General features: G+C 52.8%; 18 protein-coding genes and 1 pseudogene. 11 read left to right on the forward strand and 8 right to left on the reverse strand.

Going from position 1 to position 24,157, the window contains the following annotated elements; all coding sequences use genetic code 11:
• Positions 1-85: 85 nt before the first annotated feature.
• The 6 genes and pseudogenes from OLX72_RS19450 to OLX72_RS19475 form a co-directional block, all read right to left on the reverse strand.
• Positions 86-163: pseudogene (locus tag OLX72_RS19450) on the reverse strand (IS6 family transposase); the annotation flags it as partial.
• Positions 164-256: 93 nt separating this feature from the next.
• Positions 257-2,524, reverse strand: coding sequence for a SulP family inorganic anion transporter (locus OLX72_RS19455; protein ID WP_433989364.1), 2,268 nt, complete (start codon positions 2,522-2,524; stop codon positions 257-259).
• Positions 2,525-2,611: 87 nt separating this feature from the next.
• Entirely contained in the window at positions 2,612-3,193 is a 582-nt protein-coding gene (locus OLX72_RS19460) for an MASE1 domain-containing protein (RefSeq protein WP_205389155.1), read from the reverse strand.
• A gap of 172 nt (positions 3,194-3,365) precedes the next feature.
• Positions 3,366-3,575: a hypothetical protein gene (locus OLX72_RS19465; RefSeq protein ID WP_114869591.1), complete on the reverse strand. Its 210-nt coding sequence runs from the start codon at positions 3,573-3,575 to the stop codon at positions 3,366-3,368.
• 20 nt (positions 3,576-3,595) lie between these two features.
• Complete coding sequence (locus OLX72_RS19470) at positions 3,596-4,627, reverse strand: glutamine synthetase beta-grasp domain-containing protein (protein ID WP_114869590.1); 1,032 nt, start codon at positions 4,625-4,627, stop codon at positions 3,596-3,598.
• Between the two features lie 155 nt (positions 4,628-4,782).
• Positions 4,783-5,826 carry a helix-turn-helix domain-containing protein gene (locus OLX72_RS19475; RefSeq protein ID WP_433989365.1) on the reverse strand — a complete coding sequence of 348 codons (1,044 nt, stop codon included), beginning with the start codon at positions 5,824-5,826 and terminating at the stop codon, positions 4,783-4,785.
• Positions 5,827-6,408: 582 nt separating this feature from the next.
• Here OLX72_RS19475 and OLX72_RS19480 point away from each other — a divergent pair.
• From OLX72_RS19480 to urtA, 10 genes are all read left to right on the forward strand, one after another.
• Complete coding sequence (locus tag OLX72_RS19480) at positions 6,409-8,388, forward strand: cyclic nucleotide-binding domain-containing protein (protein ID WP_114869588.1); 1,980 nt, start codon at positions 6,409-6,411, stop codon at positions 8,386-8,388.
• Positions 8,389-8,392: 4 nt separating this feature from the next.
• Positions 8,393-10,129: a hypothetical protein gene (locus OLX72_RS19485; protein WP_114869587.1), complete on the forward strand. Its 1,737-nt coding sequence runs from the start codon at positions 8,393-8,395 to the stop codon at positions 10,127-10,129.
• Positions 10,130-10,137: 8 nt separating this feature from the next.
• Positions 10,138-11,622 (forward strand): response regulator, encoded by a 1,485-nt coding sequence (locus OLX72_RS19490; RefSeq protein WP_433989366.1) that lies wholly within the window; start codon positions 10,138-10,140, stop codon positions 11,620-11,622.
• 48 nt (positions 11,623-11,670) lie between these two features.
• The gene (locus OLX72_RS19495) at positions 11,671-12,036 is read left to right on the forward strand and encodes a response regulator (RefSeq protein ID WP_114872168.1); all 366 of its coding nucleotides are present in this window, start codon (positions 11,671-11,673) and stop codon (positions 12,034-12,036) included.
• A 43-nt stretch (positions 12,037-12,079) separates the two neighbouring features.
• The gene (locus OLX72_RS19500) at positions 12,080-13,330 is read left to right on the forward strand and encodes an ammonium transporter (RefSeq protein WP_433989367.1); all 1,251 of its coding nucleotides are present in this window, start codon (positions 12,080-12,082) and stop codon (positions 13,328-13,330) included.
• 76 nt (positions 13,331-13,406) lie between these two features.
• A complete protein-coding gene (locus tag OLX72_RS19505) occupies positions 13,407-14,654 on the forward strand; it encodes an ammonium transporter (RefSeq protein WP_433989368.1) in 1,248 nt (415 codons plus the stop codon).
• Entirely contained in the window at positions 14,651-15,616 is a 966-nt protein-coding gene (locus tag OLX72_RS19510; RefSeq protein ID WP_433989369.1) for a type IV pili methyl-accepting chemotaxis transducer N-terminal domain-containing protein, read from the forward strand. Before OLX72_RS19505 ends, OLX72_RS19510 begins: the two co-directional genes overlap by 4 nt.
• A complete protein-coding gene (locus OLX72_RS19515; RefSeq protein ID WP_433989370.1) occupies positions 15,606-19,523 on the forward strand; it encodes a response regulator in 3,918 nt (1,305 codons plus the stop codon). Before OLX72_RS19510 ends, OLX72_RS19515 begins: the two co-directional genes overlap by 11 nt.
• A 28-nt stretch (positions 19,524-19,551) precedes the next feature.
• Positions 19,552-20,577, forward strand: a complete 1,026-nt coding sequence (locus tag OLX72_RS19520) for a pentapeptide repeat-containing protein (RefSeq protein WP_254684784.1) — start codon at positions 19,552-19,554, stop codon at positions 20,575-20,577.
• Between the two features lie 76 nt (positions 20,578-20,653).
• Positions 20,654-21,889 (forward strand): urea ABC transporter substrate-binding protein, encoded by a 1,236-nt coding sequence (gene urtA / locus OLX72_RS19525; RefSeq protein ID WP_114869580.1) that lies wholly within the window; start codon positions 20,654-20,656, stop codon positions 21,887-21,889.
• Positions 21,890-21,955: 66 nt separating this feature from the next.
• On the opposite strand, the gene OLX72_RS19530 is transcribed toward urtA, so the two are convergent.
• Positions 21,956-22,585 carry a hypothetical protein gene (locus OLX72_RS19530; RefSeq protein ID WP_114869579.1) on the reverse strand — a complete coding sequence of 210 codons (630 nt, stop codon included), beginning with the start codon at positions 22,583-22,585 and terminating at the stop codon, positions 21,956-21,958.
• Positions 22,586-23,171: 586 nt separating this feature from the next.
• Here OLX72_RS19530 and OLX72_RS19535 point away from each other — a divergent pair.
• A complete protein-coding gene (locus tag OLX72_RS19535) occupies positions 23,172-23,456 on the forward strand; it encodes a ParB/Srx family N-terminal domain-containing protein (RefSeq protein WP_433989371.1) in 285 nt (94 codons plus the stop codon).
• Here OLX72_RS19535 and OLX72_RS19540 read toward each other — a convergent pair.
• The gene (locus OLX72_RS19540) at positions 23,434-24,135 is read right to left on the reverse strand and encodes an IS6 family transposase (RefSeq protein WP_433989372.1); all 702 of its coding nucleotides are present in this window, start codon (positions 24,133-24,135) and stop codon (positions 23,434-23,436) included. The genes OLX72_RS19535 and OLX72_RS19540 overlap by 23 nt on opposite strands.
• Between the last annotated feature and the right edge of the window lie 22 nt (positions 24,136-24,157).

Consider the following 24,157-nt stretch of genomic DNA (forward strand, 5'->3'; position numbering starts at 1 on the left):
CCCCGCAACGATCAAAATCCGCTCAAGTCAACCCTTGCAAAACCGGGGCCGTCCACAAATGACAATGCCATCCGAGGTGTTAAGAGCGGACATACATCACAAGCGCCAAGCGAATATTCTCTGGGCTCGTCTTGAAATAACGACAAGGGCTGCGTTTTGTCATCCGGTGACGCTAGTCAGCGCGAACTCAGCCGACAAGAAAGTTCCTCTTTCACTGACGTCACAAGCGATGGAAAAAGAATTTTAGGCTAAAGTATTATTCTTCGAGGCGAAGGATCGATGAAAGTGTTCGCAAGTTACTTGCCAACCGCTCTGAAACGTATTCGAGCGCAAATGTTTGGAACGAAAGGACCAATTCCGGATCTTCGGACTTCATACGTTCGAATGCCGATTCTGTCATAACGTGAGCGGTTCCTTCTGTGTCCGCTATACCTAGCACAAGCGGGCCGATATTTCCTTGCCTGAAGAAGCTTGCCACGCCGACCATCGAACCTGAGCCCGCACTTCGTATTCTACGGTTTTTTCCGTCTAACTCGGCGAGATAAATCGAAATGGTCCCCTGTTCGATAAAGTACAGCATGCGCTGCTCATTGCCAGGTTCTGAAACAACATCACCATATGAGAACTCAATCGTTTCCAAGTAGCTCCGGAATTTTTGGACATCGATCTCTCTCTTGAAAACCTTGTTCAACTGATCGTCTATCGGCAACGCTTTTGGGCTTGGATCAAAACCAGCCGTTCTTAGAAGAAAATCTTCGCACCATTCCAAGGCACTGTCTGCATCCTTGAAGATCGGCTCGATAACAGCATCGCCATCTAGAAATTTTTCTTCGTGCAACCGTCGATCAATTTCTTCTGAGACGTGAGCCAGCGCAAGCTGCGTTCCGACTTCGAGAGCCTTTTTCTTAATTTTGACGAGGCCATGAACGGCAGACGTATCCAATCCGGAAACCTGCTGAAAGTCCAAAATTACGAACTCTGGTGCGGCCTCTTGTTTAGATAGAGCTCCAGCCACTTCCTCATACAACCTAATTGAGGACGCGAAAAAAATGAAACCGTGAAGTTTAAGATATAGAATTTTTTTGCCTTCGGTAGTCAGGGCGTTTCGCTGGTCTTCCGGGCGATCAACGGCACTCGAAAAATTACTCCCCTCTATGGCTAAGCGAACAACGTTAATTTTGCTGTAGCTAATCACGAAGAGAACTACGGCTGCGGCTACGCCGGTCGCAACACCTTCGAGAAATCCGATAAACTCGACCACAAAAAGGATCACAAATATTATGGCGACGTCACCGCGCCGTAGACTGGACCAACTTTTAACAACCCAATCGAAAAGGAAACCTAGTCCGATAAACATTACCAAGCCGCCCAGCACAAATTTTGGGAATACAGACAGAGCACCTGCGCCGACCGTCATTGTAAGAAGGCAAAATACTGCGACTACGACCCCAACGAGCCTACTGTCTCCACGCATACGACGCCCGAGAGTGGAGAGGCTTACGTAGTGATATCCAACAAGACTTCCGCCAGGCGCAGCAAGCATGTTTGCAAGTCCGGCCAGGCGCATCTCGCGGTGGACGTCTATGTCACGGTTAAAGGCCGACTCGAGAGCTGTGAGGTTAAGAAGTACAGAGATGAGCGCAATCGAAAGAATAGTGGCCAACCCTGTGAATTCTGTCACAAACAACGTCCAATCGGCGGCAAGAAATGTTGAAAGAGGTAAAGGCTGCCACAACGCGCCTTCCCCAAATGGTTGCAGCAACCACCCTCCGTCAATGGCTTCCTGGCTCGCAACACCACTGAGAATTAGAATTACGTGAAAAAGAGCTACCGCGCCCAAGATGAGCCCCGGCATGATGAAAACATTGGAGTACTTGAGGGACACGAACAACGTAATGATAGCGAATGCGGCTCCGGGCAGCCAAAGATGCGTGACTTCGCCGAGTGCACCGAGCTGGGAAAAATCAAACTTTTGATCCGCCATTACGCTGAAGGAGCCCTTGAAAAGCAGCCACCCCGTTGCCGCCAGAAAACCAGCGATCACCGGATACGGAATCAGCTGGACAAAGGCTGCGAGCCGCCACCGGCCGACGAGGTAGAAGATCACACCCGAAAGAGCTGTCGACGCCACCATTATTACCACCGCCTGGGCAAACAGCATCTCTGGCGAGAGCGTGCTCCCGGGAAGTTGGGATAGAGTCGCAATCATGACAGCGATGATTGCCGTTGGGTTGTCTTGTGGCAAAGCCACGACGCCGCGAAGCTCGCTGAAGAGCCCAATGACAAGCGCAATTACAACACCACCAAAGAGGAGTTGCCCTGTCGCTCGTGGCACGTAGCCGGAGAGTTCACCGGTAAAAATCACGGCCGAATAGGAAAACATGAAGGTGACCGTCAGGACACCCGCAACCAGTCCGGCGGTGATACTTGGGACAACAACGGGGCCACGCAAGTTTTCCTTGAGTTCCTGTTTCCAGCCAGTCTGCATCAATCCTAATTCCCACTCAGCATTATCGTCGAACATTTTACAGGGTGGCCGTTTCTCGAACCTATTGCCTCCAATCTTAGTGGCGCATCAACTTGTTCGAGAAACCTCACGCTTAGCCGTCTGTTAGGGCTCGGCATTGTTGCTTTTACGGTCTTCAATCATGTAATAGATCAGGATGAATGAGCTAAACAAAAAGATCCCGACTGAATCCCCCAACACCCACCGCGTCCAATTTTTTGCCATATTTGAAGCTGGCACAATGCCTGAGAAATAAAGTGATGCAACACCAAATCCGGCACTAATGCTTGCACTTATTGCTGCCCCGATGGTGCCCAGTTTTAGAGCTTTGAAAAAGATCGAAAGCTCATTCCAAGGGCCCAGAGCACGCAGGGCCAAGGTGGCTATAATTGCGCCCAGAGCACTCCCGATACCAATTCCAACGGCGGCTTGGATGTTTGATCCAAAATACAGGTTTGAAACAAAGGATGCCAAAGCAATGCTTGGCCAAAGCCGCATATCTATAAAGACCAGCGCAACAACAGCAGAACCGGCAGGCAACCAGATGATCGCGACACCGTCGTAGTTAGCCGCTAATGTCAGGCTAAGTATGCCCAAAACCAAACTGACAAAGAAATACAAAACGAATATGACAAGAAACTTTGGGCCTATGGGTAGGCTGTTCCGCTGAGTTTCGTACTTGGGCAAATCCCGTTCCCTCTTTCTTACTTTAGTGGGCGTTCCTAACCCCGGAGAAATAAAGCTGAAGCACCCGAATTCTGCGGATCGGTGAATTTTCCGCGCTACGAGGACTGCCTTAAATCGAAGTCGAGCCACTTGGTTGATGCTGATTTCTCTTGGCCCGCTGAGGGAGAGGCTTTCAGAAGACCTCGAGCTTCGATTCCAGAGCGTGGTTCTCCTCTGCGACTAAAATGTGGAACTGCCAGTCTATGCGCCAGCCGAGCTTATCAGTGAGAGCCTTCATTTCGCCCCGGGCCGAGTGTGCCGCATCGGCGACAGATGCACGTTCGGAAACGTGCACCTCCTTCCCGCCTACGAACATCGTCTTTTGAGTTACAATTCTCTCCATATCACACTCCAGCCTTGCAGCTAGACGGCTTCTAGCGCTTTTTCGTGAGCCACTTTGACCGTGCGCATGATGCGGTCGACGACGAGATATGGGTCAGCATCAGATGCAGGACGCCGGTCCTCAAGATACCCTTTCCAGTCATGCGTTGTCGTGTAGAGCGGGATGCGGATTGATGCACCTCGGTTCGATGCTCCAAAGCTGAACTGATCGATAGAGGCCGTTTCATGAGACCCAGTCAATCTGCGTTCGTTTCCAGCACCATAAACATCGATATGATCTTGGTGGAATGGGCGGAAGCCTTCGCATAGCGCTTCAATGTAGCTCTGTCCGCCGACATCCCGCAGGTAGTCGTACGAGAAGTTTGAGTGCATGCCAGAGCCATTCCAATCCCCAGAGATCGGTTTTGGGTCGAGGGTTGCAATCAGATCGTACTTCTCTGTGATTAGTTGAAGTAGGAACCTCGCTACGATCAAATCGTCGGCCGCACGAAGGGCTCCCTTTCCAAAACACTGAAATTCCCACTGACCCAACATGACCTCGGCATTGATCCCAGTCACACCCAGGTCGGCGGTTAGGCAAGCGTCCCAGTGTTCATCAACCAATTCTCTCGCCTCGACGCGATGCGATCCCACGGCGCAATAATACGGTCCCTGAGGCTCGGGAAAGCCGCCATCGGGAAACCCAACAGGTCGACCATTTGAGGTCATCAAAATGTATTCCTGCTCAAAACCAAACCAGAATTCAGCTTCGGCTTCTCGATCAATCAGATTTCGCGTGTTGGTTTCGTGCGGGCGCCCATCTCGATGAAAAACCTCGCACAAAACGAGGTAGGCGTTTTGCCTGAAGGGGTTCGGATAGACACGAACGGGCTGCAAAATGCAGTCAGAGTCATGGCCCTCCGCCTGCTGAGTGGAACTGCCATCGAAACCCCATTTCGGGGTGTCTTCAACAGATCCATTGTACGAACTATCTGGGTGGATTTGTGCTTTTGTACGGATGTTCGCGATGTCGTAACCGTCCAGCCAGATGTAGTCGAGACGAGCGTTTCCCATGATATTCTCCTTTTAGTTCATTTTACTTATTCGTGCCATCAACTGGCCGATATCAAACCGATAAAATTCTACTCTTTCATTCGTTGGTTGTCGTTAGTTGCCAGTCGCAATCTGCTTGTCTGAGAGTCTCAAGTGGATAAACGAAGGCCACTCGACTATCTGTAACGTTCGTACGCCCACTTTAGCGCAGCGATGTCGGGCGCATATTGAGAGATGTTCCCTCGCGCATGAGCGTTGTCCGTTGCTGCCGCATCATGAGGCTTTTGAACCCACCGACCGACCAAAGACACGGGGCTTACGTCAAATTCTTCCTTAAACACCCGACTGAAGTGAGCTTGTGAAGAAAATCCCCAACGTTCGGCAATGGCCTTAACGACGCCTCGCACGGGCTGTGCCTCAGACAAATCCCGATATGCTCTGCTCAACCGGCGCGAAACAATGTACCGGTTCACTCCTCCGTATTCTTCCAGGTGGCGGAACAGTGTAGCTCGGGACAGTTTCAATTCTTGGGATATCCTACCCGCGCCAAGCCAATTACATTTAAGATTCTTTTCAATGAAGTCCTTGATGGCATTAACTTGGTCATTTTGGGTATTTGTATATTTTTCATGTCTCGTTCTATTAGATAGAACGCTTTTGAGCGTCCCTGAGATGCTTTCTGCAAGAACCGAAAGCTCATTTTGGCTCAGATGGTCAAGCTCCTGAAATGCGGCGTCAATGGTTGCCAGAAGAAAACGTCCGAGGGCGGAGTCTAGGCTGAAACTCAAGACGGGCGGATGGGTCGACGGGTCATATCCAAGTGCGTGATGGGGTAAAAAGATCGAAACCAGTTCGTGATCTGTGTGAGCTTCGCTTTTGGATCGATTTTGATCGATAAAGTGGAGCGCACTGCTATCCAAGTGGAATTTCTCACCATCTAACTGAATGGTTTCTCCGCCACACTGATACAGTTTAACCTTTATGAGGCGAGTGGGGCGCCCCTCGACTAGCTTGCTCGGTCTGAATATGGTGTTCGCTTTCGCTCGGACCCTGAAAAATAAGATATCCGGTGCAAGCCACATACGCGTGGCAAATCTATAGTCGTTCCCCGCACAGGCTGCTGAAGCTAGTTCGTATGTTTCGTCGGTTATCTCACGCCAAATTGCTCGCGCCTGATCTGGCGGCAAATCAAAAGTATTGACGTAGTAAGATGCAGCCATTCCGTACTCCGACGAAGCGATCTCAGCAGATTTCACCCATTCGAGTTCTTTGCTTCTAAATCTCACCCGGATCGAGCGGTTTGACCTTGTCTCCTGGAGACTCTCAGACAAACAGATTGCGACTGTTAACTAACGACATGCTCTGATTTATCAAGTAGACGGTAGCGGCTCCTGATGTCCTGCAGTCTATGCGGCCAATAGTTGAAAGAAAAAAAGAATAATGATCGTGCGAAATACAAGTTCAATTTGGCGGATGCATCGGCGCACGGATCATCCGCATAGCGTACGCCATGGCATGACGACGGATGTGCTTATGTCCGTCAATGCCGCTCAGCGACGGCCTTCTCTGTGACTGGCATCTTTTGTGCGGCCAAGCCAAGCACAGCCTCAATAGCGGCGGTGTATCCCGCCTTGGTTTCGGCTTCGTCATCCCAGTTGAACTCGAAATCCCTCTCCCTTTTTATGTTGCCTTCCGTCGACCTGCCCGCTCCCTACGAAAGCCCTCGGCAAATTGACACCGTTCACCAACACGTTACATACTAGCATTCAATAATCAATATATTTGGGGGGAAGCGGCGAAAAATGGATGCCATACAACAGGTGATACCTGCCTTGGGTCTTTTTGGGCTTCTGGCCTGCGCCACCCTTTTATTGGTGCGCATTGCGACCGTGTATGTGTCCGGGCGCGTTCACCGCATCCGAGCATCCGCGGAACTCATTGGCTTGCTGGTGTTGCTCGATTTCACAATCGGCCCCGGGCTTCGTTTTTTAGGTGCAGATTCGCTTGTCGCACCTGTAGAGAGAGCTGTTATTGCTGCGACAGCCATCGGTTTTGCCTTTCTGTTAAATAGTGTGATTCGGGTTGTCCTTTGGGATGGACTGCTCTCGGATCATGGCGAGAGGAAGGTCCCAGTCATTGTTACGGGAAGCGTCGGGGTTGCGTTCTATCTTGCAGCAATCTTGCTGGTTATGCACTTCGTCTACGATGAGCCGGTTGGAGGTCTGCTGGCCACATCGGGCGTGGCGGCGCTGGTGCTCGGCTTCGCGGCGCAATCAACACTCAAGGAGGTCTTCTCCGGCGTTGCTCTCAATGCCACTCAGGCCTTGCGTATCGGCGACTATGTCGAGATCGATGGAGTTTATGGTCAAGTCCATGAGATCAACTGGCGCTCGATCTCGGTCAAAAACCCCCATACCAACTCGCTTTATATCTTTCCCAACAGTGGTGTCGCTGATCGAACCATCCTGAACTTCAGCGAACCCACTAGTCGGTTTCGCTATTACCTCACTTTTACTTTGGAACTGTCCTGTCCTCCGGAACTCGCCATTCGTGCGATCGCAAAAGAGCTTGAGAACTCGAGGTTCGTTCGCCGTGACCCGAAACCTGACTTCAATATGCTTGGATATACCAGTGAGGGCATTGAAGTGAGGGTTCGTTGGCATTTCGATGATGACGATCATTGGTGGGATGCACAGAATGAGATGGTTATGGCTATCTGGAGTGCGATGAGAAAGCATCGGCTGCGCATCGCGATCAACCGACATTGGCTGGGTACCGGCGACGAGTGGGAGAAACTCGACCGGGAAGGCGCCGCTGATTTCGGGAAAGACAAGGTCGCCGACCAGCTCGGAAAATCAGAAATATTCTCGGAATGCACTGAGGAAAATCTGGTTCAGCTGGCCGAAGCCGCTAGAATTATAACGCTCAATCCACCGGCTTGCTATTATGAGCCGGGCGAGCCGTCAGATGGGCTCTATTTCGTCCTTAGCGGAAATGTCGCGCTTCATCAGCGCATAGAAGATGACAGAGTGAACGAAGTCAAAGTGGAGAATTGCCCGAGTGGAGAGATATTTGGCCTGCAAAGCTTCCTGAATGGCACACCTCGAAATTACCTAGCACAGGCGGAACAATATTCAGTGGTCGCACATCTTCCCGAGGACGCACTCCGAAGCTTGATGTCCGATAGCCCTGAAATCCAACTCAAACTACAAGACGCGCTCGCGCAGCGTGCTCCGCAACGCGAAAAGGATGCCAAGGTTGCTCACAAAGAACTTCTGGCGGCTATGCATGCTGAAGAGCGTCGAAAGCTTTCCGAAGAGCTACGACAGAACGTGGGAGAATTACTGGAACGTCCGGCCTTGCACCATTTCATGAGCCTTCTGTCATCCAAGGTGCGCCATGAAGATATTATCAAGGCAACAATGGCAGGCGCTGCAATCATCGCAGCCTGCCGGGGTGATGTAGATGAGGAGGAAGAACTGTTTCTCCGACGCACTATGGCGGAGGCTGACTTGCTCAGACACATGGATATTGATCACGGGTTGGAATTGTTTCGCGAGTTTGCGGCCTCAGACGATGTTATGGCGCGGAACGGTCAGGTTTTCGCTATGCTCGACCGGGCAAGCGAGATGAAGGGCGCACCGCAGATCGCCCACGCGATTGCCGTCGGGATGACAGGCGTCCACGGAACGCCGACCCAGAAGGAATGCGAGGCGCTTGTGGACATCTCGAAACGACTCGACCTGGAAGCGCCGAAATGGGCACTGGGAGTCGAGGGATAGCAGAATGAGTGACGAAGTGGCAAAATCAGGGTTTGTGTTCACCATTGGCCTTACAGGGCACCGTGACATTCATCCTGAAGCTGTCGCCCACATACGTGCGGCACTACGAAATGAACTTGAGGCTCTCAGAGAACGGTTTGCTGCCCTTCCGGTCGAGCTTGTGACCGGACTGGCTCAGGGCGCCGATACACTCGCGACCGAGGTTGCAATTGAGATAGGATTGCCCGTGCGCGCGGTTCTGCCAATGCCCCGTGCTCTCTACGAGGCAGACTTTGAGGGCGAAGCGCACTCGGACTTTATTCGACTTTTAAATGACGCGCGCGTCAAAGTGCAGGAGTTGCCTCTTCCCTTTGGCACTGTGGAGGACAATTACGAAGGTGACGCGTCTCGTGATGCCCTTTATGCGCGGCTCATGGATTACCTTGTTAGACGTTCAAATGTCCTTATCGCGCTTTGGGATGGAGAGGTGACGGGGCTTACTGGTGGATCATCCGACGTGGTCGTTCGCTACCTCTCCGGTTTAGAGCCACAAACGCGGCAGGCTCGCAAACTCGAAGCGGTCGGTGACGCCGAGTTGGCCGATGATCGATCCGACCTCGCGATTTGGATCAAAGCACCTAGGCAGGCGGGCGAAGTTGAGCAGGCCGACGTGCAGACAAGCTATCTGGTACAGGCGGGTGCTACCGGCCTTATCTGTCGCCTGCCGCAAATCCCTGATTTCGTACTGGAGCGCTGGAGCGAGTTTGACCAGTATGCCATCGAACGGGACACAGAAACAGGCACCGATCTGACCGCCTATCCGATCTCTACCCCGGATGATATCAAGATATCAGAAGTCGCTTCCTCGATCGACGTGGATTTCCTGCGTGCGGATCAACTTGCTCTCGCAAATCAGCGTCAATCGGATCGTCTCTTTAAGCTTTTCGGCCTCATGGCCGCCCTGATGGGGCTGACATTTCTGCTCTATGCTAAGATTGCCGCACTGAAACTGTTTCTCATCGCTTATGTGGCTCTGTTTGCGGGAGGTTTCATACTTTTCGCCATTGGCTCAAGGCGCGGCTGGTTTGGACGTCACCTCGCCTTCCGCGCGCTGGCCGAGGCACTCCGAATCCGATTTTTCCTCGTCTTGTCCGGAGGTGGTGCAACAGGCCAGACAAGGCGCCTTTTCCGACTAACCAGCATTGAGCGTTTCAAAGGCTTCGGATGGATTGGCGATGCAATCCGATGCACAGAACCCTTGACCTACGAAAGCACTGTGCCTGCCAAAGATAGGGTTGCGACGGCATCAGAAAGATGGGTCAAGGATCAAGCGGCATATTTTTCACGAAAGCATCACCAGTTACACGGTGAGCATGAACGTCTGGAAACAGTAAAGAAGTTCCTGTTTCTTGCTGCGTTTCTCGGTGCAGTGTCGCTGCTTTTTTTCAAGAAGTCTCTCTACGGTTTTCATATCGGCGATCTTGATGGGAAGACCATTGTCGTCTTCCTCATGGGGCTTTTGCCGCTTTGGCTTGCAATATGGGAGATCTACCAAACGAAAATGGCGACGCGTGAGCTGCTCTGGCAGTACGCAAATCAGGGAGAGCTTTTTGAACTCGCTGAGCGGCGTCTCGAGGCAATCTCCGACCCTATCCACGCACAGGATGTGATTTCGGATTTGGCGGAACGCTCGCTCATGGACGTGGTCCAGTGGAGCACACACCGCTACCACCGCGAACACGAACCGCCATCTGCAGGATGAACAAGGAGGTGGAAGATAGCAGCGATTTCAAGGCGCAACTTTCAAAGTTGCGCCACGACATTCGCACACCGGTAGGCCATATCATCGGCTACGCCGAGATGATTGAGGAGGATCTGCCACCTGATCTCCTGAAGACATTTTCGGGAGACCTTCAAGCAATCCAGAATGCAGGTCACAAAATGCTTGCCCTTATAGAAGATTTCTTGGGCGCTTCGACGGACTCGCCCGAAGAGGTCAATGTAGGTGACGCTCAGTTTCAGTTTCGAATGCAACTCAACCACATAAACGGTTATTCGGAAATGATCTTCGAGGAGGCGACAGACCTCGACGAAGCCGAGTTCATATCTGACCTGGAAAATATCGCCGAAGCGGGGCGAGCAGCGCTAAGTCTCGTAGATGACATCCCGCAACGTTTGCTCGAAAAAAACGCAAACAAAAAAACCGCGCCAAAGAAAAAAGGCAAATTCTCTCCGCAACAAGACATGTCGATAATTACCAGTCAAATCGGCCAAGGGGGCGAACTCTTGCTGGTAGACGACGATCCGTCAAACCGCGAGCTATTAAGGCGGCGTGTTAAGCGCATGGGATACTCGGCGCGGACGGTGTCCAGCGGAGAGGAGGCCCTTGCCCTCCTCGAAACCGATCGATTTGACCTTGTCCTGCTTGATTACATGATGCCCGGCCTGACTGGCCTTGAGACCCTGCAGCGAATGAAGGCGTCTTCTCGCCTGCGCACGATCCCGGTGATCATGCTGTCTGCGTCTGACGATATTGAAATGATGGTCGATTGTATCCTTCAGGGTGCCGAAGACTACATATTTAAGCCGTTCAATCCGATCCTGCTTCAAGCGCGGATCAGTGCTTGTCTTGAAAAGGTCCGCCTCCGCCAGAACATCTCAAAGCAATTCAGAATATTCATTTCTTCACCCGGCGACGTCATTCCCGAACGGCGAGTGGCAAAAACTGTGATTGGGCGTCTTAACGAGGAATTCTTTGGGCGTGCCTATCTGATCCCAATTCTCTGGGAAGAGGAGCCCATGCTGGCTTCTGAGACTTTCCAGGCTCAGATCCACCCACCGCATGAGACGGAAATCTACGTTGGTATTCTTTGGTCTCGCATCGGCTCGCCTCTACCTGATACGATCCTGAGACCTGACGGGACCCGATACGAATCTGGTACGGCATTTGAATTCGAGGACGCACTAGGCGGTTTTAAGCAGCAAGGCTCTCCGGAGATGCTTCTCTACAGAAAGCAGGGGGCGCCGACGTTGTCGCTCGAGGATCGTGACGTTGTTCTCGACAGGCTCGACCAGATCGACAAGCTCACCCGGTATCTCGATCGCTGGCTGATTGGCGAAGACGGCTCCTATATCGGAGCTTTTCATATGTTTGAAACAGAGGAACAACTCGATTCAATGCTCGAGATGCATCTACGGAAACTCGTTGAGGCTCGGCTGGCAGCGGATACATCGACGGAAACAGACGCAGCTTAAGGTTTCGTACCGATGTTCTGGTCAGGAATAAAAGAAAGGGAAGACAAGATGGCAAAAATTCTTCTGGTTGAAGACAATGAGATGAACCGAGACATGCTGTCTCGCAGGCTCAAGAAGAAGGGCTACGACGTCGTGATGGCGTTTGACGGCCAGCGCGGTGTCGAGATGGCGTCAGAGGAAAGCCCCGACATAATTCTGCTCGATATGAGCCTTCCGGTCATGGATGGCTGGGACGCGGCACGGCACCTCAAAGCCAGTGACCAAACAAAGAGCATTCCGATTATCGCGCTGACAGCACATGCCATGGCGGGTGATCGTGACAAGGCCCTGGGTGCGGGTTGCGATGACTATGATACCAAGCCGGTCGACATAAAGCGACTTCTTGAAAAGGTTGAACAATGGCTAAACGCGTGACGCTGCAAGGCACCAATACTGGCTGCCTCTGGCAGTTCGTCTGATGTCGAATATTGATCTGCTCTGGGTCATCTTTGCCAGTGCGCTGGTCTTCCTGATGCAGGGTGGGTTCTTATGCCTTGAGAGCGGGATGACCCGCTCAAAAAACAGCATCAACGTCGCGATCAAGAACCTCGCTGATTTTTGTCTGTCCACGCTGGTCTTCTGGGCTCTCGGCTTCGGTCTTATGTTCGGGCTGAGTTATCAAGGGTGGATCGGATCGGACCTGTTCTCCATCGACTTTGCAAAGGCGTCCCCGTCTCTTGCTGTCTTCTTCTTATTCCAAGTGATGTTTTGTGGGGCCGCGGTCACGATCCTCTCTGGGATTGTCGCCGAGCGGATGAAGTTCGGGGCCTATCTCTTCGTCGCGGTGATCGTATCGGGGTTTCTCTATCCAATTGCCGGGCACTGGAGTTGGGCTGGCCTTGACGGCGCTGGTGGATCAGGCTGGCTTGCGGAGTTGGGCTTTGTGGATTTTGCCGGTTCGACGGTGGTTCACAGCGTTGGCGGCTGGGCTGGGCTCGCGCTTGTCTTGATTATCGGCCCGCGCTTGGGGCGCTTTGATGACGGCTCGGACGCCCAGGCCATCACCCCGTCAAACATGCCCACCGCCACACTTGGCGCTCTTTTGCTTTTCATCGGCTGGCTTGGCTTCAATGGTGGAAGCACATTGGTGCTGGACGAAACCGTGCCGTCGATCCTGATCAACACGGTTGTCGGGGGATGCGTCGGCGCTATGTCGGCTGGGGGGCTTCGCTATGCGGTCAACCAGCGGCTCGACGTTGATCAGTTCATCAATGGCGCACTGGGTGGGCTAGTCGCCGTTACCGCGAATTGTTTCGCCGTCTCGACAGGATCCTCTGCCCTGATTGGCCTGGTTGGCGGCATGATCGTCGTCTTTGTCAGCCAGATCCTCGAGACCCTGAAGATCGACGACGCAGTCGGCGCAATCCCCGTGCACCTAGGGGCCGGGATATGGGGCACTCTGGCAACCGGGCTCTACGGTGATCTCGAAACCCTTGGCACAGGGCTGAGCCGCCTCGAACAGATCGGCGCCCAAGGTCTGGGCGTGCTTGTCTATGGCATCTGGACCTTCGGTATGGCCTTTCTGGTCTTCTCCGCTGGCAACGCGGTCTTCCGCTTTAGGGTGACCAGAGAAGAAGAGATCGTCGGACTCAATATCTCGGAACATGGGATGCAGCACGAAAGTGAGATGACGACTGCAGAACGACATTCATTTGCGAGCGCCGGATGAAACCTCTACGCGCTCGATATGTCGCGACTAAAGGGCAACTGCAAAGCCACCGCTTCTTCCGGCGGAGGATCGGTTGATGGAGGACATTGATCTTCTTTGGGTGGTCATCGCCAGTGCCTTGTTGTTCTTGATGCAAGCGGGTTTTCTTTGCCTCGAAACGGGAATGACCCGCTCGAAGAATAATATCAACGTCGCGATCAAGAACTTCTGTGACTTCTGTGTGTCGGTCCTGGCGTTCTGGCTTGTGGGCTTTGGGCTGATGTATGGTCTCAGTTATCGAGGGTGGATCGGGTTGGATCTATTCGCACTCGATTTCGCCAAGGCCACCCCGTCTCTTGCGGTCTTATTCTTGTTCCAAGTGATGTTATGTGTGACATCGGTCACGATCCTATCGGGGATCGTCGCCGAGCGGATGAAGTTTGGCGCATATCTCTTCGCCGCTATAATCGTGTCCGGGCTTCTCTATCCCGTTGCAGGTCACTGGAGTTGGGCCGGTCGCATAGCAGAAGGATCGGGCTGGCTTGCGGATTTGGGGTTTGTGGATTTTGCCGGTTCGACGGTGGTTCACAGCGTTGGCGGCTGGGCTGGGCTCGCGCTTGTCTTGATTATCGGCCCGCGCTTGGGGCGCTTTGATGACGGCTCGGACGCCCAGGCCATCACCCCGTCAAACATGCCCACCGCCACACTTGGCGCTCTTCTTCTCTTCATCGGCTGGCTTGGCTTCAACGGTGGCAGCACATTGGTGCTGGATGACACTGTGCCGTCGATCCTGATCAACACGGTTGTCGGGGGATGCGTCGGCGCCATTTCGGCCGGTGGGCTTCGCTATGCGGTCAACCAGCGGCTCGACGTTGATCAGTTCATCAATGGCGCACTGGGTGGGCTAGTCGCCGTTACCGCGAATTGTTTCGCCGTCTCGACAGGATCCGCTGCCCTGATTGGCCTGGTTGGCGGCATGATCGTCGTCTTTGTCAGCCAGGTCCTCGAAACCCTGAAGATCGACGATGCGGTCGGGGCAATCCCTGTGCACCTGGGGGCCGGGATATGGGGCACACTGGCAACCGGTCTCTACGGGGATCTTGACACCCTCGACACAGGCCTGAGCCGCCTAGAACAGGTCGGAGTTCAGGGGCTCGGTGTCCTTGTCTACGGCATCTGGACCTTCGGAATGGCCTTTCTGGTCTTCTCGGCTGGCAACGCGATTTTCCGGTTCAGGGTGACCAGGGAGGATGAAATCTCCGGGCTCAATATCTCTGAGCTCGGGATTCATCAGGAGAGTGAACTGCAAGCTTCAATATCAACGCCCGTTGGAACAAGGCCATGAACAAGAACTCTGTCAACAGAACGGGATATGGTGGAATGGAGTCTTTCCAGAAGCTCTTCAAACGCCGGGCGCTGCTTATGGGCGGCGGCGTCTTTGCCTCGATGCTTTTGGTACATCCGAGGGATCTGCTCGCGCAAGCAGAGCGTTCTGATGGGCCTCGCAGAATCAACTTGTCAGGCCGCCAGCGGATGCTGATCCAGCGAGCCGGAAAGTTTGTCTGTCTTGCCTATCAGAACCCCGATCCAGCCCCACTTCTTGCGGCTGCTGCAGAGACAGTGGCGCTGCATCAGATAGCCGAAGCTGGGTTGAAGGACGGGGACGACGAGCTCGGACTTGAGCCGGAAACCAATGCCTCGGTTTTGAGTGCGCTGACACGCGCGAACAATGCCTTCTCCCCGTATGGCCAGACCATCCGTGATGCGATCGAGCGCCGACGCGTCGAGCAAGCGCATCTGCAGGCGATTTCGGACCTCAACGGTCCTGCGCTTGCCGAAATGGATGCCGCGGTCAACCTGATCGAGAGAGTTTACAAAAGCGCAGAGCTTTCCGAGCAAATGGCCATGCTCATCAATATCTCAGGTCGACAGCGCATGTTTACTCAAAGGCTGGTTCTGTTGCTATGCCTCTCTCGTAGCGGATTAGCGTCACCTGATACCCGTCAGGAACTCTTCAGAATCATGAACAGGTTTAGCATATCGCTGAATATTCTGAACCGGGTGACACCTGGAGCGCTGAAAGATGCAAAATCTCAGCCAGTCATTGAACGTCTAAACTCAGTTCAAGGTGACTGGGCGGCGCTTAGGGAGCTTATTTCAACTAACACAAGGTCCACCGGAACTCAGGTTACCGGTGACATCCTCGATGTCGACAAACAAGCAGAAAATCTTCTCAAGAGGATGAACGCAATAGTTCTGCTATATGAAGAGGCCGCCGCAGGAAGGGAGCAGGGATATGAAGACTGAAAGGCCAATCTCAAAAATGGGATTGACGATCGGCACCAAACTGGCGGCGATCAGCATAGTCATTTCCATGGCTGCTGTCTGTATCGCGGCCGTATTGGCTGGATACTCGTCCAATGAAGCCCTGAAGCGTGCGGCGTTCGAAAGACTGACAGCCGTTCGTGAGCTCAAAGCGCAACAAATTGAGGGCTATTTCTCCCAAGTCGAGGATGAGCTTAACTTCATTGCGGAAAGCGCATCTCTGAAAGAGCACCTCCAAAAACTGCGACGGGGTGTCGTTTATCTAAAGACGTCCGATGAACTCATAACATCGCAATCTCAAGATAAATTAACGAAATACTACTTTGAGGATTTTCTACAACGGTATGAGATGGAATCCGGTTCCACTGCAGATGATACTCTGATCGACGAACTGTTACCCCAGGACCGATTGGCGATTTTTCTGCAGAACCAGTACATCGTCGATCCACGACTTGTGGATGAGGCGCAATTTGAAACATATTTTGGGTCTGCATTTTCAAAATTGGATCAGCCACTAAGCGAATTTCAGAACCGTTTCGGTTTTTATGACGTCTTTCTGGTTGAACCTGATGACGGCCGCATTGTGTACTCCGTTGAACGTGAAATCGATTTTGGCACGAGCCTATTAGACGGCCCGCATTCAAACACGAACCTCGCACAAGCAGTAACGGCAGCGATGGCTGCCAGTCCTGGTCAAGTCATCCTCGCCGATTTCGAACCGTATGTCCCCTCATTCGATGCACCGGCGGCTTTCGCCGCTCTGCCCGTTTACGATGGAGCAATACCGATTGGGGTGCTTGCCGTACAACTTCCTCTCAGCAGGATCAACGCGATCATGACTTCCAACGAGTCTTGGAGCGACGTTGGTTTGGGTGAATCCGGCGAAGCATATCTTGTTGGCCGTGACAAGCTCTTGCGCAATCAGTCGAGATTTCTGATCGAAGATCGAGAAGAGTATCTCGAATTGATCGGTGAGGTTGGCCTTTCAAGCTCGATCATCGACCAAATTGAACGGACGAACAGTTCCGTTGGCTTGCAAGAGGTCGATACCGTTGGAACGCGGGCAGCTCTCTCAGGACGCACCGGAACAGAGATCTTCCCCGACTACAGAAATGTCGAAGTCTTGTCCTCATATCGCCCGCTTGAGATGTCGGGGCTAGATTGGGTCATTATGAGCGAGATCGATCGCGAAGAAGCCCTGCACGATGCGGATCAACTGATCGACCGATTGATCTTGGTCGCTTCCATAGTTCTGGCCATCGCAATCTATGCGTCCTATCTGTTTTCAATTTCACTCACCCGTCCACTAAGGCTGCTGTCTGGCAGCACCGCGAGACTAACCGCTGGCGAACTTGACGAGCCCATTGAGGTGCAAACAAGCGACGAGATTGGCGAGCTTGCGCAGAATTTCGAGGCATTACGCTTATCAATTATTCAGTCTCTTGAGGAAGTTGAAAACCAAAAGTCGATGTTGGAATCAACCGTGGCTGCACGGACGACCGAATTAAACGAGGCTTCGGCCCAGCTTCAGCTTGCGTTGTCGAAGATGTCGAACGGCATCTACATGCTTGATGCCGACATGAATTACGTCCTGGCAAATGAGCGCTACACCGAGATGCTTGCGCTGCCCTCAAGGCTGGTCGAACCGGGGCAGCCGGAAGAGGAGGTCATTCGCTGGCACGCGGAAAACGGTGACTACGGGCTTGGAGATACTGAACAGCTAATCCGTACGCGGATGGAAGCCCTCGCCGAGGGCCACTCCTCAAACGCTGTCCTCAATACGGCGGCTGGCCGGACGATTGAAATCAGAACAACGCCAATCAGCGGAGGAGGACTCGTCGGGGTCGTTACCGACATCACAACGATCAAGCGTAACGAAGCTGAGCTCGTTGCACAGAACGAAAACTTAAAGAAGATTCAAGGCGATCTCGCGTTTAGTGAGCAGAGAATATCGAAGATTATTGAAGCCAGTCCCATTGGTATCCTTTCTATTGACAGAAAGGGAACAATTGAGACATTCAGCTCGGCTGCTGAACAAATTTTTGGTTACTATGCGTCGGACATTCTTGGAAAGAACATCAAGATCTTGATGGAAACAAGCGTCGCCGTTGAGCACGACCTTTATCTTGAGCGCCGGGTTCAAGGTGGATCGTCAACGGTTGTTGGTCAAAGTCGGATCGTTAACGCCGTTCGAAAAGATGGATCGGTATTCAAACTGGAGGCGCGGGTTGAGGAAGTTCAAGTCGGAGATGAAATCTTCTATATCGGGCTCGTCGAAGACATAACGGAACGCTTGGAACTGGAACGAAAAGCCGAGGAGGCGCGTAAGCAGGCGGAACGGGCGAATGAAGCAAAGAGCGCGTTCCTTGCAAATATGAGCCACGAACTTCGCACACCGATGAATGCGATCATTGGATACTCAGAAATGTTGGCGGAGGATGCTGAAGATGACGGGCTAGAAGACATGCTCGGCGATCTGAACAAGATTACCAACGCTGGTAAGCATCTTCTGTCCCTGATTAACGACGTGCTGGACCTCTCCAAGATCGAAGCTGGAAAAATGGATTTGTTCCTTGAAGACTTCGCCGTCAAGGACATTGCAGAAGACGTTGCTAGTACAGCACTTAGCCTAATCGAAAAGAACGCCAATGAGCTCGTTCTGGATGTCGATCAGGAACTAGGCTCCATGCACGGCGATGTAACGAAAGTTCGCCAGATCCTCTTCAATCTGATCTCCAACGCCGCGAAGTTCACAAAGGAAGGAAAGATTACTCTTTCTGCCAATGCGGCCTCCATATCTAATGAACCGGCAATTCGGTTTGCGGTCACCGATACCGGGATCGGAATCCCTGAAGACAAGATTGAGCACATATTCGCGGAATTCTCTCAAGCGGATGAATCTACGACACGCGATTACGGTGGAACCGGTCTAGGGCTCGCCCTCGTGAAGAGATTTTGCGAAATGATGGGCGGCAGCATCCGTGTCGAAAGTACAATTGGGCAGGGTTCAAGTTTTATCGTCACACTGCCCAAGAAAGCCGCAAAGAAGCACCAAGGTCTTGAAGAGGAGGCGCGCATTTCAGACGCAACGCCCGAGCCTTCCTCACCGGACCAAGGGACGGAAACGGCTTCAAGTCAGCCAATTGAGGACGCTTCTGATCGAAACACAGTCCTTGTCATTGATGATGAGGCATCTGCTCGTGAGCTTCTGAAGAAACGCCTGGAAGCAGAAGGCTGTTCGGTGTTGTTGGCCAAGTCAGGCGCTGAAGGTTTGGCTCTAGCAGCGGAACACATGCCCGCCCTTATAACGCTGGATGTGATGATGCCCGGAATGGACGGCTGGACAGTCCTCCGCCGACTTAAGGCTGACAACACATTGAAAGATATTCCGGTTGTGATGATTTCGATGGTTGGAGACAAGGCCATGAGTTACTCACTTGGTGCCGTTGAATCCCTTCAAAAACCTGTTGATAAGGCCAGGCTGTCAGGGCTTGTTAAAAAGTATGCGTCGAGCGGTCAAAAGACAGCGCTTATCGTTGAAGACGATCCGGCTGCTCGCGAAACGATGGTACGCACGCTTCAAGGCGACGGCTGGGAGGTCGACGAAGCGGAGAACGGAAAGATTGCGCTTGGGAAAACAGAACAGCATGAATTCGAACTTATTCTGCTGGATCTCATGATGCCGGTCATGGATGGGTTTGAGTTTCTGGAAAGGCTCAGATCAAGCGACCATCCATCAGCCAACACTCCAATAATTATTGTTACAGCGATGGAACTGAACACCGAAGACCGAAAACGCCTTCAGACCAGTGTTAGCGATGTCGTGCAAAAATCTGGCGGAGATGTGGAGGGCGTATTGGAAGAAATACTGTCGCTGGTTAATCGATAGAACGTTAGGAATTTTTAATTTGAAAGAAATGGCTGGCAAACAGGCTCCGGGGCTTGATGAGGCATTACAGGCACTTAACGGTGAAGTGACGGACTGGGAGCTTTTCCTCTCAAGTTACCCTGATACTCCGGCGGTCTTCGCCGGGGCCGACCTTTCCGAGGCGGACCTATCGGAACGCAACCTTTCAGGACTTGACCTCACCGGCGCAGACCTCTTCGAAGCCAGGCTGTCATCTGCAAACTTAAAGCACGCCAAGATGGATCGCACGGAACTGTCAGGTGCGGATCTTTCGAATGCCGGACTCTACAAGGCGACGCTGAGCGCTGCCACACTGACGGCTGCAAATCTGCAGAACGCCGATCTAACGGAGGCCGATCTCTCTGGCGCAGATTTGCGTGGAGCAAATCTTGCCGGGGCGGATCTCACTGGCGCGGACCTCCGTGATGCAAACCTAACAAACGCCGACCTTCGTGATACCTGCCTGGAAAACGCAAATATCTCGCGCGCGTCATTCTGCACCGCTCGGGTTGAAGGGGCCAATGTGACCGGCGTTGTCTACGGCAACTTAAAAGATATGAGCGGGCGCTACCTTGGAATTCGCAGCATAGACTCTGTTTACGGCAACGCGCTTTTTGTAAGAGACGCTAGGGATCAGGACTACATAGACACCTTGGAAGCATCTATTTCAAATATGCCTGCCGGTTTTGCGAAGTCCGTTGAGCAAATTTTGTTCAAGGCTTGGGGACTATTTGATCACGGCCGCAGCCTTCTAAAAGTGGGAGCTTACGCGCTATTTCTCGCAACGCTGTACGGGATCATTTATTCGTTTGATATGTGGCTGGGGTGGGGAATGATGGATTATTCCAACTCAGCGCAAAGCTGGTTTACACCCTTCTACGTCTCGTTGGTTACATATACGACGCTGGGATATGGCGATGTAACAGCTGAGAACGTTTACGGAGAGATCCTCGTGATCAGCGAAGTGGTCTTGGGATATTTTACTCTGGGCCTTCTTCTCTCGATTATCGCAAACACAATTGCTCGGCGGAGTTAGCAATATGCCACGATCTATCTGGAGCCAAACGTTGAATCGCAAAAGCTTAGCCAAATTGGCTGCAGTCTTGCTTGGCATGTCTTCTCCTGTTGCTGCCGAAGACTGCCCAATCAAGGTTGGCGTCCTGCACTCGCTATCGGGCACGATGGCGATCTCGGAAACGACGCTCAGAGACACGATGGAAATGCTCATCGACAAACAGAATGCCGCCGGCGGTGTTCTGGGCTGTGAGCTTGAGGCTGTTGTCGTCGATCCGGCGTCAGACTGGCCGCTTTTCGCTGAGCGCGCGTGGGAACTGCTGACTGTGCACGAGGTTGACGTCATCTTTGGCGCATGGACTTCGGTGAGCCGAAAGTCGGTCCTTCCGGTGATCGAAGAGCTGAACGGCTTGATGTTTTACCCGGTGCAGTACGAAGGCGAGGAAAGCTCGCGGAACGTCTTCTACACCGGCGCCGCGCCGAACCAGCAGGCGATCCCGGCGGTCGATTACTTCCTCGAAGAGCTTGGCGTTGAATCCTTCGCGCTTCTGGGCACCGACTACGTCTACCCGCGGACCACGAACCGCATCCTTGAGCAATACTTGCTGGATGCCGGCGTTCCGCAGGAAAACATCTTCGTCAACTACACCCCGTTCGGGCACTCCGACTGGTCCTCGATCGTGGCAGACGTTGTGGCCCTCGGGGAAACCGGCGAACAGGTCGGCGTGATCTCCACAATTAATGGTGACGCCAATATTGGCTTCTACTCCGAACTGGCCGCACAAGGCGTCGAAGCTGATGACATTCCGGTCGTGGCCTTCTCCGTTGGCGAAGAGGAACTGGCCGGTGTCGACACCGGTCCGCTTGAAGGGCACCTAGCGGCATGGAACTACTTCCAGTCGGCTGAAACCCGGGAGAACGAGGCGTTCATCGCTGCGTGGCATGAGTTCATCGGCACCGAAGACCGTGTGACCAACGACCCGATGGAAGCCCACTACATCGGTTTCCACATGTGGGTTCAGGCGGTGGAAGCGGCTGGCACCACCGATGTCGACGCTGTGCGCGCCGAGATGTACGGTCTTGAGGTTCCGAACCTGACCGGTGGAACCGCCGTGATGCTCCCGAACCATCACCTCGCCAAGCCGGTTCTGATCGGCGAGATCCGCGCCGATGGTCAGTTCGACATCATCAGCCAGACCGATCCGGTGCAGGGTGATGCGTGGACCGACTTTCTGGCGGACTCGGCCGTGCTGGTTTCCGATTGGCCGGGCCTTGGCTGCGGGATGTACAACACCGAGACCGATACCTGCGTTCAGATCAGATCAAATTATTAGCCATTGGCAATCATGAACGGCTGAAGCGGCCAAACTTTTAGCCTTTTCGGCTTGTATATGGCGCTCCTAGTGAGGTGCAGCGGAAATTGTATCTTTCCATTGCTTTATCAATTGATTTGGAATCTCAACTTCAGAGGATACGTCGAATTGCCCGGCAGCCCGTGTTAAGTAATCAAAATACACCTCACTATCGGCATCCGAAGCCCAGCGCATTGGGCAACTCACATCGATTATTAACCTCCCCATCTTTGCTTCTTTCGCGTCATTTTCCAAAAAAAGTTCTCGAATGCCGTCAAATCTAGACATCTGATTTGAATCTAACCTATCGCACACCAGCACAATTATGTCAGAAAATTCGATCAGTGCTGCTTCTGAAACGCTTTCATTCAGTTGGGTTGTTTGTGGTTGCTTTTCAAGAACAGCGTGGATCTTGGCCCGGACTTCCAACTCTTCTTCATCAAGAACTGCGTTCGAATCCAAAGGCTCAAGCTCGAGATTCAAACCCTCCTCCAAAGCACAGATGCAAGCCAATTCACTAACTTTACAATTGACTGAGCTGACCGTAGCGATGTTTTTTGCCCCGATGATCGAATTCAGTTTTCTGAACTGCTCTCGAAATATGGTTTCAATCATGGGCTCAATCTGCTTTGGCAACTCTGGTTGAGACAATACGCCAATTCTGATGATATTTCTCATACGCCAGTGATCCTCCCTTGGAGCCCGATCTGATTGAACCACGCCCACTTATTGGTGAGCGGCCAGATGGTGTTCTGGCGACGGGACTACGTTGTTTGATATCTCTTTTTGCGCACTCAGGAAACCGGCAACAGTCCTTTCGGCGAGCCGCCCCATGGGCTCGCCCGAGCGGCGCAGGGCCAGTTGGAACAGAACAATGCGAGCGAGATTGCACCGAAGCGCAGTCATGTTGAGCTTCAATCTGGCTCGAGGCAGACGACCCAGAAGGAGCGAAACAAATAGTGAACATGTAAGATTCTGTATAAGCCATTTATATGTTTGGAATTTTTTCCTTGCGTTTGACAGATGGCAATCCCATCTCTTTTCTACCGGTCGTTCATTGCCAGATTTGGCTTCCGAACGACCGGTCGAACGGCGGCGAAAGAGCCGTTCGTAGATCAGGTCACCCTGATCCTACGTGAGCGACCTAGAGGGTCCTGCTTACGCATCAACTGAGAAGCAACCGAGGTGCTTCGTGCACCGAACAGAAGTTTCGAAGAAGCCTTCCGGGCTGTCCGGCGGGCGTGGTGCATGAGGAGGACCTATTGTGCCGAATGCGAAGACCCGGGCGAAGAGTCCGACCCTGCCGGATACGCTCCGACTCAAGATCACCTACCGCAAGGTGGAGGATCTCAAACCCTATGCGGGGAACGCCCGCACCCATTCCGACAAGCAGATCGAACAGATCGCGGCGTCGATCCGCCAATTCAATTTCGTCAACCCGGTTCTGATCGATGGTGACGACTGCATCGTCGCCGGACACGACCGTGTCGCTGCGGCGCGCAAACTCGGGTATAACGAAGTGCCCGTCACGCTGCAACAAAAGGCCTGACACAAGTGCGCACTCGATCACCCATCCAATCGAAAAACTTCTTGCACAACGGGCGGCAACCACACAAGTGGTTGTGGACGGATGCGTGGACGGAGGCGAATTTCTGCAGAGTTCGCATCCGTCTGAACCGAAGCATTGCCCGTTCTCGCCTTCGAAATGACAGGTGTGAGTTTTCTGCTCTGTTGTTCAACCAGCGACCCGTTTCCTGTCTGTCTGCAGCGCCGATCTCCTTCAGAGCCGCGCCATACGATGCCAGCCCGTCCGTCACGATCATGTCGGGACTGCCGTGCTTATGCATTGCTTTCTTTAAGAATTTCAACGCAGCCTTCTTATCACGTCCCTTTGTGACGAAGCTTTCCAGGATTTCGCCTTCATGATCGACAGCCCGCCAGAGATAGTGCTGTTCGCCGTTGATCTTCACGAACATCTCGTCCAGGTGCCAGCGCCAGCGACTGGATTTCATGCCTTCGATCCGGCGTTTGCGGATCTCGGAAGCAGACATCGGCCCGAACCGATGCCACCAAAATCGAACGGCTTCATGGCTGACATCAATGCCCCGTTCATGGAGCAAATCTTCCACATTGCGAAGGGACAGAGGAAACCGGACGTACAGCATCACCGCCAGACGGATAATCTCACGACTTGTTTTGAAATAGCGAAATGGATCAGATTTAGTCATGTCCGGAAGGTACGAAACCGCC

The organism is Sulfitobacter sp. TBRI5, assembly GCF_051013555.1.
Lineage (GTDB): Bacteria > Pseudomonadota > Alphaproteobacteria > Rhodobacterales > Rhodobacteraceae > JL08.